16 protein-coding genes are annotated in these 16,949 nt (G+C 69.6%); 7 read left to right on the top strand and 9 right to left on the bottom strand.

Translation table 11 applies throughout. From position 1 onward, the window contains the following. Positions 1-119: 119 nt before the first annotated feature. The 4 genes from ACQP1O_RS25530 (at position 120) to ACQP1O_RS25515 (ending at position 3,965) form a co-directional block, all read left to right on the top strand. Positions 120-1,667: an NCS1 family nucleobase:cation symporter-1 gene (locus ACQP1O_RS25530; protein ID WP_433560993.1), complete on the top strand. Its 1,548-nt coding sequence runs from the start codon at positions 120-122 to the stop codon at positions 1,665-1,667. Between the two features lie 26 nt (positions 1,668-1,693). After that, positions 1,694-2,449, top strand: a complete 756-nt coding sequence (locus ACQP1O_RS25525) for an aspartate/glutamate racemase family protein (protein WP_433560992.1) — start codon at positions 1,694-1,696, stop codon at positions 2,447-2,449. 188 nt (positions 2,450-2,637) lie between these two features. Then, the gene (locus ACQP1O_RS25520; protein ID WP_433560991.1) at positions 2,638-3,222 is read left to right on the top strand and encodes a hypothetical protein; all 585 of its coding nucleotides are present in this window, start codon (positions 2,638-2,640) and stop codon (positions 3,220-3,222) included. Then, on the top strand, positions 3,219-3,965 hold the full coding sequence (locus ACQP1O_RS25515; protein WP_433567785.1) for a cobalt-precorrin-6A reductase: 747 nt from the start codon (positions 3,219-3,221) through the stop codon (positions 3,963-3,965). Before ACQP1O_RS25520 ends, ACQP1O_RS25515 begins: the two co-directional genes overlap by 4 nt. A gap of 12 nt (positions 3,966-3,977) precedes the next feature. On the opposite strand, the gene ACQP1O_RS25510 is transcribed toward ACQP1O_RS25515, so the two are convergent. The 4 genes from ACQP1O_RS25510 to ACQP1O_RS25495 form a co-directional block, all read right to left on the bottom strand. Further along, positions 3,978-4,523 carry a PadR family transcriptional regulator gene (locus tag ACQP1O_RS25510; protein WP_433560990.1) on the bottom strand — a complete coding sequence of 182 codons (546 nt, stop codon included), beginning with the start codon at positions 4,521-4,523 and terminating at the stop codon, positions 3,978-3,980. Between the two features lie 36 nt (positions 4,524-4,559). Next, the gene (cobJ, locus tag ACQP1O_RS25505; RefSeq protein ID WP_433560989.1) at positions 4,560-6,191 is read right to left on the bottom strand and encodes a precorrin-3B C(17)-methyltransferase; all 1,632 of its coding nucleotides are present in this window, start codon (positions 6,189-6,191) and stop codon (positions 4,560-4,562) included. Next, positions 6,188-6,823, bottom strand: a complete 636-nt coding sequence (locus ACQP1O_RS25500) for a precorrin-8X methylmutase (RefSeq protein WP_433560988.1) — start codon at positions 6,821-6,823, stop codon at positions 6,188-6,190. The genes cobJ and ACQP1O_RS25500 overlap by 4 nt, the downstream gene beginning before the upstream one ends. A gap of 129 nt (positions 6,824-6,952) precedes the next feature. Further along, positions 6,953-7,390 (bottom strand): Lrp/AsnC family transcriptional regulator, encoded by a 438-nt coding sequence (locus ACQP1O_RS25495; protein WP_379400064.1) that lies wholly within the window; start codon positions 7,388-7,390, stop codon positions 6,953-6,955. A 155-nt stretch (positions 7,391-7,545) separates the two neighbouring features. Between ACQP1O_RS25495 and ddaH the strand changes: the two genes are divergently transcribed. Then, entirely contained in the window at positions 7,546-8,418 is an 873-nt protein-coding gene (gene ddaH, locus ACQP1O_RS25490; RefSeq protein ID WP_433560987.1) for a dimethylargininase, read from the top strand. Here ddaH and ACQP1O_RS25485 read toward each other — a convergent pair. From ACQP1O_RS25485 to ACQP1O_RS25475, 3 genes are all read right to left on the bottom strand, one after another. Then, positions 8,387-8,938 carry a hypothetical protein gene (locus ACQP1O_RS25485; RefSeq protein WP_433560986.1) on the bottom strand — a complete coding sequence of 184 codons (552 nt, stop codon included), beginning with the start codon at positions 8,936-8,938 and terminating at the stop codon, positions 8,387-8,389. The two genes, ddaH and ACQP1O_RS25485, sit on opposite strands and share 32 nt — an antisense overlap. Before the next feature lie 157 nt (positions 8,939-9,095). Beyond that, positions 9,096-10,295 carry a precorrin-3B synthase gene (gene cobG, locus ACQP1O_RS25480; protein WP_433560985.1) on the bottom strand — a complete coding sequence of 400 codons (1,200 nt, stop codon included), beginning with the start codon at positions 10,293-10,295 and terminating at the stop codon, positions 9,096-9,098. Between the two features lie 264 nt (positions 10,296-10,559). Further along, positions 10,560-10,814: a hypothetical protein gene (locus ACQP1O_RS25475; protein WP_433560984.1), complete on the bottom strand. Its 255-nt coding sequence runs from the start codon at positions 10,812-10,814 to the stop codon at positions 10,560-10,562. 299 nt (positions 10,815-11,113) lie between these two features. Here ACQP1O_RS25475 and cobN point away from each other — a divergent pair, with 299 nt between their 5' ends. Beyond that, entirely contained in the window at positions 11,114-14,749 is a 3,636-nt protein-coding gene (cobN, locus tag ACQP1O_RS25470) for a cobaltochelatase subunit CobN (protein ID WP_433560983.1), read from the top strand. 341 nt (positions 14,750-15,090) lie between these two features. After that, the gene (locus tag ACQP1O_RS25465) at positions 15,091-15,630 is read left to right on the top strand and encodes a hypothetical protein (protein ID WP_433560982.1); all 540 of its coding nucleotides are present in this window, start codon (positions 15,091-15,093) and stop codon (positions 15,628-15,630) included. Positions 15,631-15,708: 78 nt separating this feature from the next. Here ACQP1O_RS25465 and ACQP1O_RS25460 read toward each other — a convergent pair whose 3' ends face one another. Together ACQP1O_RS25460 and ACQP1O_RS25455 are read right to left on the bottom strand one after the other, a co-directional pair. Further along, positions 15,709-16,089: a PPOX class F420-dependent oxidoreductase gene (locus tag ACQP1O_RS25460; protein WP_433560981.1), complete on the bottom strand. Its 381-nt coding sequence runs from the start codon at positions 16,087-16,089 to the stop codon at positions 15,709-15,711. A gap of 121 nt (positions 16,090-16,210) precedes the next feature. Then, positions 16,211-16,942: an alpha/beta fold hydrolase gene (locus ACQP1O_RS25455; RefSeq protein WP_433560980.1), complete on the bottom strand. Its 732-nt coding sequence runs from the start codon at positions 16,940-16,942 to the stop codon at positions 16,211-16,213. Positions 16,943-16,949 lie beyond the last annotated feature (7 nt).

The raw sequence follows: 16,949 nt of genomic DNA, 5'->3' as shown, positions 1-16,949 counted from the left end.
AGGGTGAGGGTGAACGGGACGGGGCGGGCCGATTGACGATCGGTGTTGCGTCAACAGACACTCGGGGGCCAGCCCGTGCTGGAAAACTCCTTCCGCCATGCGAAATCGAGGATCTACCCATGCTGGTTCCCGACGACACCGCCCGGCTCGTATCGCCGGTGGGTGACAGTGCGATCGTGGCGAATCCCCGCCCGGCGGACGCGGCCGGCGTCACCTTCGGGCCCGGCCTGAGCACACGCCTCTACAACCGGGACCTGGCCCCCACCCGACGCGCCGGTCGGCGCTGGTCGGGCTACAGCATCTTCACCCTGTGGGCGAATGACGTGCACAGCCTGGGCAATTACGGCTTCGCGCTGGGGCTGTTCGCGCTCGGCCTGGGCGGCTGGCAGATCCTGGTGGCGCTGGGCCTGGGTTCCGCGCTGCTGTTCGTACTGCTCAGCATCACCGGGTTCATGGGCTACCGGACCGGCATCCCGTTCCCGGTGATGACCCGCATCGCCTTCGGCGTCCGCGGCGCACAGATTCCGGCGCTGCTGCGCGGTGGCGTCGCCGTGGCGTGGTTCGGCATCCAGACCTACCTGGCCTCCCTGGTGCTGCGCGTGCTGATCATCGCCCTCGCGCCCGGCGCGGCGGGCTGGGACCACAACTCGATCCTCGGCCTGTCGACGCTGGGCTGGATCGCCTTCGGATCCCTGTGGGCCGTACAGACTTTCCTCGCGCAGCGGGGGCTGGAGATGATCCGCAGGTACGAGGCGTTCGCCGGTCCGGTCATCCTCGTCACCATGGGCGCTCTCGCGGTGTGGGTCTTCACCAAGGCAGGCGGATCGATCGCCTGGTCGGTCGACCACCCGCTGACCGGGTTCGCCATGTGGCACGAGATCTTCGCCGGGGCGGCGCTGTGGGTGGCCGTCTACGCCACGTTCGTGCTCAACTTCTGTGACTTCACCCGAGCATCGAAGAGCCCCGCTTCGATTGTGCGGGGCAACTTCTGGGGCATCCCGATCAACGTGCTCTTCTTCGGTGCCATCGTCGTGGTCATGGCCGGCGGCCAGTTCGAGATCGATGGCCGGGTGATCGCGAGTCCCGCCGACATCGTGCACGCCATCCCGAATACCGCCCTGCTGGTGCTGGCGTCGCTGGCGCTGCTGGTCCTGACCGTGGCGGTGAATCTGATGGCGAACTTCGTCGCGCCGATCTACGCGCTCACCAACCTGTTTCCCCGGAAGCTGAACTTCGCCCGCGCCGGACTGGTCAGCGGCATCATCGGGCTGGTCATCCTGCCGTGGAATCTGTACAACAGCCCCGCGGTCATCGAGTACTTCCTCGGCGGGCTCGGCGCGCTGCTCGGCCCGCTGTACGGCATCATCATGGCCGACTACTGGCTGCTGCGCCGCGGCCGCATCGACGTCCCCGCGCTCTACAGCGAGGATCCGGCGGGCGCGTACTCCTATCGGGGCGGCGTCAATCCGCGCGCCCTGGGCGCCTTCGTCCCGGCCGCCGCCGTGTCATTGCTCATCGCGTTCATTCCCGCGCTCGACGCGGTGTCACCGTTCGCGTGGTTCATCGGCGCCGGATCCGGGGCCCTGATCTATCTCCTGATCGCCGACCGCAAGGCCGCGTTCGAGGACGTCTCGGGCGAGCCGATCGCCGTCGAGTGCACCCACTGAACCCACAATCCGGGAGGTAATCCGATATGCGGATTCTCGTCGTCAATGTCAACACGACCGCGTCGATGACCGACGCCATCGCCGCCCAGGCCCGCGCGGTCGCGGCCGAGGGCACCGAGATCGTCGGTCTCACACCGAGATTCGGCGCGGCATCGGTCGAGGGCAACTTCGAGAGCTACCTCGCTGCGGTCGGCGTGATGGACGCGGTCGTCAACTACCCGGAGCCGTTCGACGCGGTCGTGCAGGCCGGCTACGGCGAGCACGGGCGCGAGGGCCTGCAGGAGCTGCTCGACGTCCCCGTCGTCGACATCACCGAGGCGGCCGCCATGACGGCGATGCTGCTCGGCCACGCCTACTCGGTCGTGACCACCCTCGACCGGGCCGTGCCGATGATCGCCGACCGGCTCAAACTCGCCGGCCTGGACGCGCGCTGTGCGTCCGTCCGCGCGAGCGGCCTGCCGGTGCTGGCCCTCGAAGAGGATCCGGCGGCGGCGGTCGTCGCCGTCGTCGACCAGGCCGAACGTGCGGTCCGCGAGGACGGCGCCGAGGTCATCTGCCTGGGTTGCGGCGGCATGGCGGGCCTGGACCGCCGCATCGCGGAGCGCTGTGGCGTGCCGGTCGTGGATGGTGTGAGCGCTGCGGTCAAGCTCGCGGAATCGCTTGTCGCACTGGGCCTGTCGACCTCCAAAGTGCGGACCTTCGCGGCGCCGCGCCCGAAGACGGTCACCGGCTGGCCGCTGTCGGGAGCCGCGGCCGAGCTGCTGTCCACCCTCCGCGCCTGACACGTGCGCGGTATCGTTCCGGCGATATCGCGCGAACTCCATGCGTCCGTGCGCTGCTCAAATGGGTCATTGGCATGAAAGCGGCTCCGCGCGCGAGGCATTCAGAGTGAAACATGCGTAACTCAACGGTAGTGTGAATCCCCGTGACCCGATTGTTATCGGGTTCGATTCAGACTATTTGGAGATCGATGACTTCCATGAAGTACACAAAGTTCGTGGCCACCGCATTCATTGCCGCCGCCGCGACCGGTATTGCCGCGGGAACCGGTTACGCCGTCCCCGTCGACCCCGCTCCGGCGGTGGAGCAGTCCCCGTCGACGCTGCACGGCAGCCAGCAGGGCGTCGACTACAACGTGGCGCTCACCGACGCGAACGACATCGTCACCCAGGTGACCGGCGGCCAGTTCACTCTGGATGCGGCCGGCCAGACCGTGTTCCTGAAGAACCAGGCCGGCGATGTGGTGACCCAGGTGCCGCTGAACGGCACGCTGGCGGGCAAGCAGTACGGCCTCACCGCCGCCATCGACACCGCGGGCACCCAGCTGACCCTGACCCCGGTCTCGGCGCCGGTGTCGACCGCCAAGGACATCGACTCGCAGGCCGACTTCTTCGGACAGCTGCAGCATGCCGCGCTGGGCGGCATCATCGGCGGCATCCTGGGCGCCTTCCTGTTCGGGATCGGCGCGATTCCCGGCGCGATCATCGGACTGCTGATCGTCGGCGGGCAGCCGCTGATCGACTCGGGCTCGGCCTATCTCAGCGGGCAGCCCTGAAAACGCTGATTCTCGGCGGCACCCGGGAAGCCCGGGAACTCGCCGATATCGCGTCGGGCGAGCGAGGATTCGACATCGTGTCCTCGCTCGCCGGGCGCGTGCGCGACCCCGTGCTGCCGGTCGGCGAGGTGCGCGTAGGGGGCTTCGGGGGCGTCGACGGGCTGCGGGAGTGGTTGCGCAGCAATGGAATCGAGGTCGTGGTGGATGCCACGCACCCGTTCGCCGGGGGTATCACCGCCAATGCCGCGGCCGCGGCCGCGAGTCTCGGGATACCGGTGCTGCACGTGCGGCGGCCGGGATGGACCGAGCAGCCCGGGGATCGGTGGATGCGCGTACCGGATCTGGCGCTCGCGGCGGAAGCCGCCGCGGCCCTGGGGAAACGGGTGTTCCTCACCATCGGCCGCCAAGGCGTGGCCGCGTTCGCGCACTCGGACGCGTGGTTCCTGATCCGGGCGATCGACCCGCCCGACGGGGCGATGCCGGTCGATCACGAATTGCTGCTCGCCCGTGGACCTTTCAGTGTCGCCGACGAGACCGCACTGCTGACCGAGCAGCGCATCGACGTCATGGTGACCAAGGACAGCGGGGGAGCGCTGACCGAGGCCAAACTCACCGCCGCGCGCGAGCTCGGCATACCGGTCGTGATGATCGACCGCCCGCCACTGCCCGCGGGCGCGGAGCAGGTGGAAACCGTTGCGGCGGCCTGGGATTGGCTGCGCGCCCGGTGTGGAACGGGAAGCTAGGCCGGGCCGGGCTCAGGACAGGCGGCTGGTGCGGTCGAGCAGTTCCGGCAGCCGATCGAACCACTCCAGCACGGCGCGCTCGTAGCGGATGCCGAAATCCAGGGTGGCCCGCTCGTAGGGCGACATGCGCTGCTCGTCGTGGCCGGACAGGTAGCCGGACAGGCGCTGCTCGTGGACGGTGCGGCCGGCGGCGACGATGCGTTCGAGCCGCTGGGGGTCGACGAACTCGCCGAAGGAGAGGGTCAGCAGCAGCGGCACCCGGATGGTCTCCGCGCCGGGATCGCGGGCGATCCATTCGGCGAAGGCCTCGCGGCCGTCCTCGGTGATCCGGTAGGGGGTGCGGTCGCGGGCGCCGGCCGCACCCTTGTCCACCAGTCCGTTCTGGTGCATGGTCGCCAGTTCGCGGTAGACCTGGCTCTGGGTGACGGTCCAGAAGTCGCCGATGCGGTCCTGGGCCAGCGCCACCAGATCCCACCCGGACAGTTCGCCCTGGTGGAGGAATCCGAGTAGGGACGCGGCCGTCGAGTTGAGCGGGCGTCGAGCATTGTCTTCAGGCACCGGCACTCCTTCCAGCCTACGTTCTACAGTGGAATATTAGTCTCCGTAGCGGCGCGACGTGAACACCCGGGGTCCACCGGCCGCGTCGAACACCGTGGTGGTCGACGCGCCGATGATCAACAGGGTCCGCATGTCCACGTCGGCCGGATCCAACTCCGCCAGCGTCACCACCCGCACCGACTCCGCCGGGCCGCCCACATCGCGGCCGACCACCACCGGCGTCTGCGGCTTGCGATGCTCGAGCACGAGATCGCGCATGGCCGCCACCTGCCAGGTGCGCTGCGACGACGCCGGGTTGTACACGGCGAACGCCATATCCGCCGACGCCACCGCCGAAATCCGTTGCGCCACCGTCTCCCACGGCTTGAGCCGATCCGACAGCGAGATCATGGCGAAATCGTGCCCCAGCGGCGCGCCCATCCGGCTGGCCACCGCACTGGCCGCGGTCACGCCGGGCAACACCCGCACCGGCACCTCCCGCCACTGCGGATCCGCCGACTCCTCGATCACCGCCGCCGCCATGGCGAACACGCCCGGATCGCCGGACGAGACGACCACGACCTTCGCGCCCTGCTTGGCCATGTCCAAAGCCATTCCGGCGCGCTCGGATTCGACCCGATTGTCACTGGCATGCCGCCGCTGCCCCGGACGCACCGGCACCCGGTTCACATACGTGGTGTACCCGACGATGTCGGTCGCCTCGGCCAGCGCCTGCCGAACCTCCGGCGTGGTCCACACCTCCGCGCCCGGACCGAGACCCACCACCACGACCTCGCCGACCTGTCCCGATCGCGCCACACGGGGTTCGGCATCGGTGACGGCCGCTGCGGGGGAGTGGCCGGCCGCGGGCCCCGGCCGGCCGTTCGTCACGGAGGCGATACCGGAATCCGTAGTGGCACCGGCTGTTTCGGAGGACGTGGGCGCACTGTCGGCCGTCAGCGCGATACGCGTGGCGGGTTCGGGGCCCGGCACTATCGTGATCGCGAAGTAGGGGACGCTCGCTTCGTCGACCTCCGCCGCGCGCAGCACCCGCTGGCGGGACGAGCTGGCGCGTTCGACGTAGTAGGCGTCATCGAGGCGGCCGGAGTCGGAAAGAGCCTGGCGGACACCGGGGTAGGTGCGGCCGAGTTTCATGATGGCGGCCGCGTCGGTCTCGCGCAGGCGGCGGGTCAGTTCCTCGGTGGGCATGGTGCCGGGCAGCACGGTGAGGACCTGGTCGCCTTCCACCAGCGGGGTGCCCAGAGCGGCGGAGGCGGCGCTGACCGAGGTGACGCCGGGGATGATCTCGGTGTCGAAGCGGTCGGCCAGGCGGCGGTGCATGTGCATGAACGAGCTGTAGAACAGCGGGTCGCCGGCCGCCAGCAGCGCGACGGTACGGCCCGCGGCGAGATGACCGGCCAGCACCGTGGCCGCGCGCTCGTAGAATTCGTCGATCGCGCCCTGGTAGCCGCCCGGGTGGTCGGTGGTCTCGGTGGTCACCGGGTAGACCAGGTGCTCCTCGAGCTGACCCTCGCGCATGTAGGGGGCTGCGATGGCGCGGGAGATGCTGCGGCCGTGGCGGGCGCTGTGGAAGGCGATGACATCGGCCTCGGCGATGATCCGCGCGGCCTTGACCGTCACCAGTTCCGGATCGCCGGGTCCGAGCCCGACACCCCAGAGCTTGCTCATTCTTGTTCGCTCGCAATCGCATTGAGGGCGGCGGCGGTGATGGCGCTGCCGCCACGCCGGCCCCGCACGGTCAGGAATTCGACGCCGCCGTATTCGGCCAGGGCCTGCTTGGATTCCGCGGCCCCGATGAACCCGACCGGAATGCCGAGCACGGCGGCGGGCCGGGGCGCACCCGCGTCCAGCATGTCCAACAGGTGGAACAGCGCGGTCGGCGCGTTGCCGACCGCCACCACCGCACCGTCCAGCCGGTCGCTCCAGAGTTCCAGCGCCGCAGCCGATCTGGTGTTGTCCATGCGGGCCGCCAGCTCCGGCACCCGAGGATCGTCGAGCATGCACAGCACGTCGTTGCCGGCGGGCAGCCGCTTGCGGGTCACACCCGAGGCGACCATCTTGGCGTCGCACAGGATCGGCGCGCCGCCCTGCAGCGCGGCCCGCGCCTTGGCCACCACATCGGTGCTGAACTCGACGTCACCGGCCAGATCCACCTGACCGCAGGCGTGGATCATGCGCACCACCACCTGCGACACGTCCGCCGGGAACCGGGCCAGATCGGCCTCGGCCCGGATGGTCGCGAACGAGCGCCGATAGATCTCGGCCCCGTCTTTGAGGTAGCTGGCACGCACGTCGGACATGGAGTCCACCCTAGATTTCGCCGTCGGGGCCGCGCTGAGCGGGTCGTGCGCCGACACCTGGCGACCGGGTTCGGGCCGCCTCGCGACGGGGTTCAGCTGGCACAGTGGACCGTTCACGGCCGGGCCGGATCACGTGCGGGGCCGTTCGAGCAGCCGGGACATGACGATATTGCTGCGGGTGCGCCCGACCCGGGCGTTCTCGCGAATACGCTCGACGGTCGCCTCGATCTCGGCCATATCGGTGGCCATCACGTGCACCAGGGCATCGGCCTCACCGGCGATCGTCCACACCCCGACCACCTGCGGGATGGGTTCGAGGCTGCGGCGCAGTTCGGCGGGGGAGATGTTGTCGCGGTAGAAGACTTCGACATACGCCTCGGTGCGCCACCCCAGCGCGGCCGGGTTCACCACCGCGGTGAAGCCGGTGATCTGCCCGCCCGCCACCATCTTGTCGACCCGGCGCTTGACCGCGGGCGCGGACAGGCCGATCTCGGAGCCGATGTCCTGGAACGAGGCGCGCGCGTGCTTGAGCAGGTGCGCCAGGATCCGCCGGTCCAGCTCGTCCACGCTCGCCCCCTTTCGCAATGATGCGCATGCATGGGTGGCACGCAACGAATCGCCACTGACGCAGAGATCAGCGCAACGATTCGCTATTTCGAGCACAACGGTACGCCACCTACCTTCAGATCAGCCCCGTTCGCGCCGCTTCCGAGGGAGTCTCGTTGACGTCCGTAGCCACGCTGCCCGCCCGTGATCCCGCCGCTCGCCGGCCCGTTCCCCGCCGCTATCTCATGTGCCGCCCGGAACACTTCGACGTCACCTACGCCATCAATCCGTGGATGGACACCGCCGACCCGGTGAATCGCGTCCTGGCCCTGGCCCAGTGGGACGGGCTGCGCGCCGCCTACGAGGCGCACGGGCATCGGGTCGAGGTCATCGAACCGATTGCCGGACTGCCCGATATGGTGTTCGCCGCCAATGGCGGACTCGTCATCGGGGACCGGGCGCTCTCGGCCCGTTTCGCCAATCCCGAACGCGCGCAGGAAGGCCCGGCCTTCCACGCGTGGATGGCGGCCCGCGGATTCGCGACGGTTGCCGCCGCCCGCGAAACCAATGAGGGCGAAGGCGATTTCGCCATCGCCGCCGACCGGATCCTCGCCGGGACCGGATTCCGCAGCGCCCCCGGCGCGCACGAGGAGGTGGCGGAGTTCTTCGGATTACCGGTCGTCTCGCTGGATCTGGTGGATCCGCGGTTCTATCACCTCGACACGGCGCTCATGGTGCTCGACGACACCATCGCCTACTACCCGGGCGCCTTCAGCGGGCCCAGCGCCCGGCTGCTGGCCGGCCTGTACCCGGACGCCCTCATCGCCGACGAGGAGGACGCGAATGTGCTGGGCCTCAACGGCGTCTGCGACGGCTACCACGTCTTCCTCAGCGAGAAGGCCGTCGGCCTGGCCGAGCAGCTGCGGGCCCGCGGCTACCAGCCGATCGGGATCGACCTGTCGGAGTTGCTCAAGTCCGGCGGCAGCGTGAAGTGCTGCACGCTCGAATTGCACGGGGTCAGAACGGCAGCCGGGTCCGGAACGGACTGACCGCCGGATCGTGCAGCGGGTGCGCCAGGATCAGGAAGCGCAGCAGCAGGATCGCACCGGTGATCTGCAACAGCGCCAGCGGGATCTCACCGAGGATCGCCGTGCCCGCCGACACCCACACGTCCCGGGCATCGGCGGTCACGATGTCGAACCAGGCGTCCACGAGCAGCAGCATCCCGGTGCCGAAGGCGGGGAGCAGCAGCACCACCCGCCGCTGCCAGCCCAGGTAGGCGGTGGTCGCCATCATCAGCACCAACGCGATGTCGAAGCCGATCCAGGCCAGCGACCAATTCTGCGCGTGATACTCCGCCGGCAGCGAGAAACCCAGATATACGATCCACGGGATCAGCGCGAGACAGCCGCCGACCATGAGCGTCAACCGAACCCGCCGATGCACCCGCACCACCTCCGGCCGCGGCAGCAACCGCTCGGGCGGCAGCCGCAAACGCCCGATCAGCTCCCGCCGCTCATCGTCCGACATCGCCGCGATCTGCTCATCGCTGAGCTTCGGCACAGCCATGACCGCCTCCCGTCTCCGATGCTCGCCGCCGCTGTGATCAACCCACTCTGCACCAACACGTGCGATGAACCGCACCGGCATGCCCGGGCTTCGCGGCAATTCGGCCTGCGAGGGGCGGGCCGGACGTGTGGTCTTCCTCGGTGACGACGGCCTCGGCCTATGGGGACGGGACGATGCGGTAGCCGTCGGTCGTGGCGATGATGTCGGTGACCGCGCCCTTGGGGCGGCCGCAGCGGCGGTCGCAGCCCGACCAGTGCTGGCGGCCGGCGGCGACGATGTCGTCGGCGTCGAGGCCTTCGCGCGCGAATTGTGGTGCGCCGGTGAGGACTACGCGGCCGGTGTCGACGGCGTCGGCGGCGTCGGCGCGGACGTCGGTGAGCGACTTGGCGCAGCCGGGCCTGCCGGCGCAGGCGCTGACCAGCAGCCAGGGGGAGTTGACATCGAAGATCAGGCCCATGGGGGCGAGGACGCGGACCACCTGCTCGGCCGTCCATTCGTCGAGATCGGTGAGGACCAGGCTGCGCCACGGGGTGAGGTAGACGGGACGCTCGACGGCGGCGATGAATTCGGCGGTACGGGCGGGCAGCGAGCCCAGGCGCACGCCCGCACCGAGCGCGACCCGGTCGTCGTCCTGATTCAGCCAGCCGATCGGAATGTCCTGGCGCACCGGCAGTTCGAGGGGGTCGCCGGAGGTGTCGAGGCCGGGCCGGGCGGTCAGCAGGTGATCGGTCAGTCGGGCGCCGCCGTCCGGGATCTCGTGCAACCGCCACTGGCCCTCGCGCAGCTCCAGGAAACCGTGCGCCGCGGCGAGCACGAGATCCACCGCGCCGGCGGGGGATACGCGGATACCGGAGTCCTTGCCTGCCAACAGGAGTGCGTAGGTGTTCTCCTCGAGCGCGTGCACACCGATATCCCCGCCCAGTCCGCTGACATCGCCGCGACCGTCGTCGAGGGTGAACAGCACCCGGCCGGGCAGGTCGGCCAGCCGCGGATGCGCCTGCAAACCCTCGTCGATCGCCGGCACCAGGGGATGCACATCGATCCACCCGCCGACCCGCCCGGACAGCGGCGAGGCGACGATGTTGCGCACCCGCTCGTGCGTCGTGCTCGGCAGCAGGCCCGCGTCGGTCAGTCGCTCGGTGAGCGCGGCCGCATCCCGCACCTGCCGGAACTGCACATTGCCGCGGGAGGTGAGCTCGATAGTGCCGTCGCTCAGATCGACCGCCGCGGCGGCGAGGGCCTGCAACTGGCCGGGGGAGAGGCGTCCGCCCGGCACCCGGATGCGAGCGAGGGGACCATCGGCCGCTTGGTGCAGGCGCAGTACGCCCGGGCAGGAATCGGGATCGGTTCGCGTCATGACGCCCCCAGCCTACGGAGGATGCCGAGGTCGGGCACCTACGGGCCGGGAACAGGACAGACCAACCCCGTCAAGTATCCACATCTAGAGATATTGCGATCTGAGCATTTGTCATGCGCAGGTCGACCCGCAGCGAACCAGGAGCACGGATCACGGAGCCGCGGTTGGTCTTTCAGGGAGAGGATGATCGCGGCGCGGAGTGCCGGCCCCGGACAGCGAGATTCCGGGGCGTGGCCCCGGAATCTCGGTGGGAGGTCGGGTGGGTCAGCGCATGCGGTGGGGTTCGATGGCCCTGGGGGCGCCGCGGCGGCGGGCGAAGGCGGGGGTGGTTTCCCAGGTGTCGTTGAGCAGGCTCGGGACGTTGTGGTGGTCGACGTGGTCGCGGTGGACGGTGGTGGTCATGACCGTGATGCCGAACAGGATGGTCGCGGCGCAGATGATGCCGGCGAGCATGGCCCACTCGGTGTGACCGGTGCCGGCGGCCGTGAGGGCCATGGCCAGCGTTGCGAAGGCAACCAATACGCAAAAGTACCCCGACCAGGCAGCAAAGCGGTTCCGCCTGACCCATCCTGGAGTGGTTGGCATACGGGCAGCGTACGCGGCGCCCAGCTGGGCTCGCAGGAGTGCGGACGAGCCTTTGCCGCACTGTGATCCGGGCGCGGTACCGACCCTCCGCGGTCGGCGCGATAGCATCGGCGCGCTCGTCGAACGGAAGAATCCGGTGCAATTCCGGTGCGGTCGCGCCACTGTGACAGTCAGACCTTCCCGGCGGGCGCCGAACCGTGCTGGGCGCGTCACCCTAGGAAGGCCTGAAACCTGTGATCCTGCTGCTGTCCACCTCCGACACCGACCTGCTGAGCGCGCGTGCGAGCGGCGCCGAGTATCGGCTCGCCAATCCCGCGCGCCTGCTGCCGGCGGACCTGCCCGCCCTGCTCGACGGCGCCGAGCTGGTGATCGTGCGCATCCTCGGCGGCAAACGCGCCTGGGAGTCGGGGCTGGACACGGTGCGCGCCAGCGGGATTCCGCTGGTCGCCCTCGGCGGTGAGATCGCGCCGGACGCCGAGCTCATGGAGTGCTCCACGGTGCCGGGCGGCGTGGCCGCCGACGCCCACAACTACCTGGCGGCGGGCGGCCCGCGAAACCTGCTGCAACTGCACAACTTCCTGTCCGACACGGTGCTGCTCACCGGGCACGGCTTCGAGCCGCCGGTGGAGATGCCGAGCTGGGGTGCGCTGGAACGGGATTCACGCCCGGTCGCGGCGGACGCCCCGACGGTGGCGGTGGTCTACTACCGCGCCCAGCATCTGGCGGGGAACACCGGCTACATCGACGCGCTGTGCTCGGCCATCGAGGACAAGGGCGCGCGGGCGCTGCCGGTGTACTGCGCCTCGCTGCGCACCGCGGAACCGGAACTGCTGGCCGAACTGCGCACGGCCGACGCGCTCGTGGTGACGGTGCTGGCGGCCGGCGGCACCAAGCCCGCGACCGCGTCGGCGGGCGGCGACGACGAGGCGTGGGATGTGGGCGCGCTCGCGGATCTGGATGTGCCGATCCTGCAGGGCCTGTGCCTGACCAGTGGCCGCGAGCAGTGGGAGGCCAATGACGACGGCCTGTCTCCGCTGGATGTGGCCACGCAGGTGGCGGTGCCGGAGTTCGACGGGCGCATCATCACGGTGCCGTTCTCGTTCAAGGAATTCGACGCCGACGGCCTGTCGACCTATGTGCCCGATGCCGAGCGCGCGGCGCGGGTGGCGGGCATCGCGGTGCGGTATGCGCGGCTGCGGCACATTCCGGCGGACCGGAAGAAGGTCGCCCTGGTGCTGTCGGCGTATCCGACCAAGCATGCCCGGATCGGCAATGCGGTCGGCCTGGACACACCGGCCAGCGCCATCCGGCTGCTCACCGAAATGCGGCTCGCCGGTTACGATCTCGGCGCGGCGGGGGAGATCCCGGGCTTGGAAGAGGCCGATGGCGACGCGCTGATCCACGCGCTCATCGCCGCGGGCGGGCAGGATCCGGACTGGCTCAGCGCCGAACAGCTGGAGGGCAACCCGATTCGCATCGGCGCGGACCCGTACACGCGGTGGTTCGAGACGCTGCCGGAGGATCTGCGCACGGCCGTGATCGAGGCGTGGGGACCGCCGCCGGGCGAGCTCTATGTCGACCGGTCCGCGGACCCGGAGGGCGAGATCGTCATCGCCGCACTGCGTTTCGGCAATGTGGTGCTGATCGTGCAGCCGCCGCGCGGGTTCGGGGAGAACCCGGTGGCCATCTATCACGACCCGGATCTGCCGCCGAGTCACCACTACCTGGCCGCCTACCGCTGGCTGGCCGCGCCGGAGGGCTTCGCCGCCGACGCCGTGGTGCACCTCGGCAAGCACGGCAATCTGGAGTGGCTGCCGGGCAAGACCCTCGGGATGTCGGCGTCGTGCGGCACCGATGCCGCCCTCGGCGACCTGCCGCTGATCTACCCGTTCCTGGTCAATGACCCGGGCGAGGGCACCCAGGCCAAGCGCCGCGCCCACGCCACCCTGGTCGACCACCTGATCCCGCCCATGGCGCGCGCCGAAACCTACGGAGACATCTCGCGTCTGGAGCAGCTGCTCGACGAGCACGCCAATATCTCCGCGCTCGACCCGGCCAAGCTGCCCGCCATCCGCCAGCAGATCTGGACGCTCATGCGCGCGGCCAAGATGGACCACGATCTGGGGCTGACCGAGCGGCCGGACGAGGAATCCTTCGACGACATGCTGCTGCACGTCGACGGCTGGCTGTGCGAGATCAAGGATGTGCAGATCCGCGACGGCCTGCACATTCTCGGTCAGGCCCCGGCGGGGCAGGCCGAGGTCGACCTGGTGCTGGCCATGCTGCGCGCCCGCCAGCTGTGGGGCGGCGAGGTCAATGTCCCGGGTCTGCGAGAAGCGCTGGGGCTCAGCGAATCCGGGGACGAGGCCCGCGACCGGGTGGACGCGTTCGAGAAGCTGGCGCGCGAACTGGTGCTGACCATGCAGGAGGTCGACTGGGATGTCGACTCCATCGACGCGGTCAGCGAGACCCTGCTGGCCGGCGAGCTCGCCGACGCGGCCGGGATCACCGAGGTCCCGGCCCGCCTGGCCGAGGTGCGCAAGGTGCTGGGCTTCGCGGCGACCGAGGTGGTGCCGCGGTTGCGGCAGACCGGCGTCGAGATCTCGCGAATCCTGCACGCGCTCAACGGCGGCTTCATTCCGGCCGGACCGAGCGGTTCACCGCTGCGCGGCCTGATCAATGTCCTGCCGACCGGCCGCAACTTCTACTCGGTCGACCCCAAGGCGGTGCCGTCGCGGCTGGCCTGGGAAACCGGTCAGGCCATGGCGGAGTCGCTGCTCGTGCGATACCTGGCCGACCATGGCGAGTATCCGCGCTCGGTGGGCCTGTCGGTGTGGGGTACCTCGGCCATGCGCACCTCCGGCGACGATATCGCCGAGGTGTTCGCGCTGCTGGGCGTCCGGCCGATGTGGGACGAGGCCAGCCGCCGCGTCACCCGGCTCGAGGCCGTCTCGTTGGAGGAGCTGGGCCGTCCGCGCATCGACGTGACCGTGCGCATCAGTGGCTTCTTCCGCGACGCCTTCCCGCATGTGCTGGCGCTGCTGGACGACGCGGTGCGATTGGTCGCCGAGCTCGACGAGCCCGCCGAATCCAACTATGTCCGCGCCCACGCCCAGGCCGACCTGGCCGAGCACGGGGACGAACGCCGGGCCACCACAAGGATTTTCGGCTCCAAGCCGGGCACCTACGGTGCGGGTCTGCTGCAGCTCATCGACTCCAAGAGCTGGCGCACCGACGACGATCTGGCGCAGGTGTACACGGCCTGGGGCGGTTTCGCCTACGGCCGCGACCTCGACGGCGCGCCCGCCGCGGACGACATGCGCACGGCGTACCGGCGAATCACGGTGGCGGCCAAGAACACCGACACCCGCGAGCACGACATCGCCGACTCCGACGACTATTTCCAGTACCACGGCGGCATGGTCGCGGCGGTGCGGGCGCTGACCGGCAAGAATCCCGAGGCCTACATCGGCGACAGCACCCGCCCGGACGCGGTGCGCACCCGCACTCTGTCCGAGGAGACCACCCGGGTGTTCCGGGCGCGCGTGGTGAATCCGCGTTGGCTCGAAGCCATGCGCCGGCACGGCTACAAGGGCGCGTTCGAAATGGCCGCCACCGTCGACTATCTGTTCGGCTACGACGCCACCACGAACGTGGTCGCCGACTGGATGTACGAAAAGCTCGCGGAATCCTATGTTTTCGACGAGACCAATCGGAAGTTCATGGAGCAGTCGAATCCCTGGGCGCTGCACGGCATTGCGGAGCGTTTGCTCGAGGCGGCGGAGCGGAAGCTCTGGGAACAGCCCGAGAGTGACACCCTGGATCGGCTGCGGCAGATCTATCTGGAAACCGAAGGCGAACTGGAGTAATCGAATTCGACCGGTCTGTTCGATCGGTCGCGGCGTGCCGGGGTGACGTGCAGGACAAGGGCGGACAACCCCGGCACCTCGGTCTTCCCTGCCCTTCACGCTGAGCGGATCATGAGAATCGTCCCGGTGTCGCGTTCGGGCTGACTTCGTACTCGTCACCAGGCACCGGGTCACCCGGTAACGTTCCAAAGGCGTTCTCGGGTCAGATAATTCGATGTGGGAATTTCCCCGATTCGCCGCTCCATCGCGTATGCGTAATGAGTTGCAGTGTTCCGGCGTATCCCATGGATGCGCCTGCTCGGCCCTGCGGTGAATCGGCCCTTCTATCGCAGGGAACCATCATGAGAATTGCCAGAATCGCGGCTACCACTGTAGTTTCCGTCGCCGCCCTGTGCGTCGCCACGGTGACCGCGCACGGTGAACCCGCCGTCGCCGCCCCCGGAATCAGCGGCGCCGACCGGGGTGTCGATTACTCCATCGCCCTGGCCCAGGACCGCAGCGCGGTCACCACCACGCTCACCGCGGGCCACTTCGAGCTCACCGACGGCACGGTGAACATCGTCGCGCCCACCGGGGAGATCATCGCCGCACTGCCGCTGGTCTATCGGACCGCCGACCGCACCCTCGACGTGATACCCGAGGTGAACGCGGCCGGGACCCAACTGACTGTGCGGCCGTCGGATCCGGCCGATATCGCCGCCCCGAACGCGGATGTCGCGGCCCTGCAGAATGTGGCGAGCGCCGGGTCGATCGTGGCCGGGGCACTCATCGGCTGCGTGGTCGGCGTGGTGATCGGGGTGTGGTTCTTCGTGGTCGGTGCCATTGTCGGCTGCGGTGTCGGCGGACTCCTCGGCGCGATCATCGCCGGGGATCAACCGTAGATCGAACCCGGGGCGGAAACACGCGCGGCCGCCAGACCGGCCGAGCCGGTCCGGCGGCCGCGCAGTGCGCGAATACCGTTACGCCGGAACGATTTCGATGCCGATGGTGCCCGCACTGCCGCGACGCACCTTGCTCAGGGTGATGCCCAGCCAGCCCTGAATGCCGTAGCGGCGCTTGATGAGATCGCGCACCCGCTCGGTGCCGGCCGCGTCGAGCACGGTCGCGCTGCCCTTCACGATCTCGCCGCGGGTCTTGCCGCGCAGATCGCAGGCCTGCACCGTGACCTCGGGATTGCGGCGGACGCGCTTGACCTTCCAGCTGTCGGTGACGGTCCAGAGGTAGAGGCGGCCATTGTCGAGCGCAGCCCACACCGGCGTGCCGACCGGCGTGCCGTCCTTCTTGTAGGTGACGAGATTGACGTAGTTCGCGGTGCCCACGGGCCCGAACGGGTTGTCCACCTCCGCAGCCTATCCGGAACCGGCGGGCGACGCGGATCACGCGCCGCGTCATGGGCGGGCACCCCGGGCGGGTCCGTACCGTGGGGCGCGAACCGACCGGCCAGGACCGACCCGTTCGGCGCTAGTGCGCGGAGGCGACTTCGCGGGTGGCGTCGCGCGCTGCCGCGAAGTCCGCGACCAGGTCGGCGAATGTCGCGGCATGCGTGAGCGGCAGATAGTGGCCCGCGCGCGGCACGATCAGGAGCCGGCCGTTCGCGCAGGCGCGCAGGAAACGCTGTTCCCCCGGGCGGAAGTGGTCGTGACCGCCATTGATCAGGCGCACCGGGCCCGGGTAGGTCGCCAGTGCGGCAACCGGATCGAAGCCGGATACGGCGGCGAGCACATCCGGAATCACCTCGGTGGCGATGCCGCCGCGGGCGATCGCCGCGGCCACCCGGGCCGGCACCGCACGGTCGAACACCTTCTCGCTGAGGGCCTGTCCACCGTCGGGCCGGGACGACAGGACGCGATGCATGAGCCGGAACGGGCTCGCCAGCGCCGGCCCCGGGACCAGGGTGGCACCGGCGAGCATCACACCCGATACCTGGTCCGGATGGGCCGCTGTGGCCGCGGTGGTGACGAGGCCACCCAATGAATGACCTACGACCAGCGCCGATCCGCCGAGTCGATCGAGACCCGCGCGCACGGCCTCGACCGCGCCCGGCAGCGTGAAGCGCTCACCGCGGCGGGTGCCGTGGCCGGGTAGATCGATCGCCAGGACCGGGCGCTGCGGGGTGAGATGCTCGCCCACCTCCACCCAGCAGGCGCTGCTCAGCCGAATGCCGTGAACCAGCAGGACCGGCGTTTTCGTCATGACTACC

The organism is Nocardia sp. CA-151230 (genome assembly GCF_050942175.1).
Taxonomy (GTDB): Bacteria; Actinomycetota; Actinomycetes; order Mycobacteriales; family Mycobacteriaceae; genus Nocardia.
This window is presented reverse-complemented; position numbering and strand designations above follow the sequence as displayed.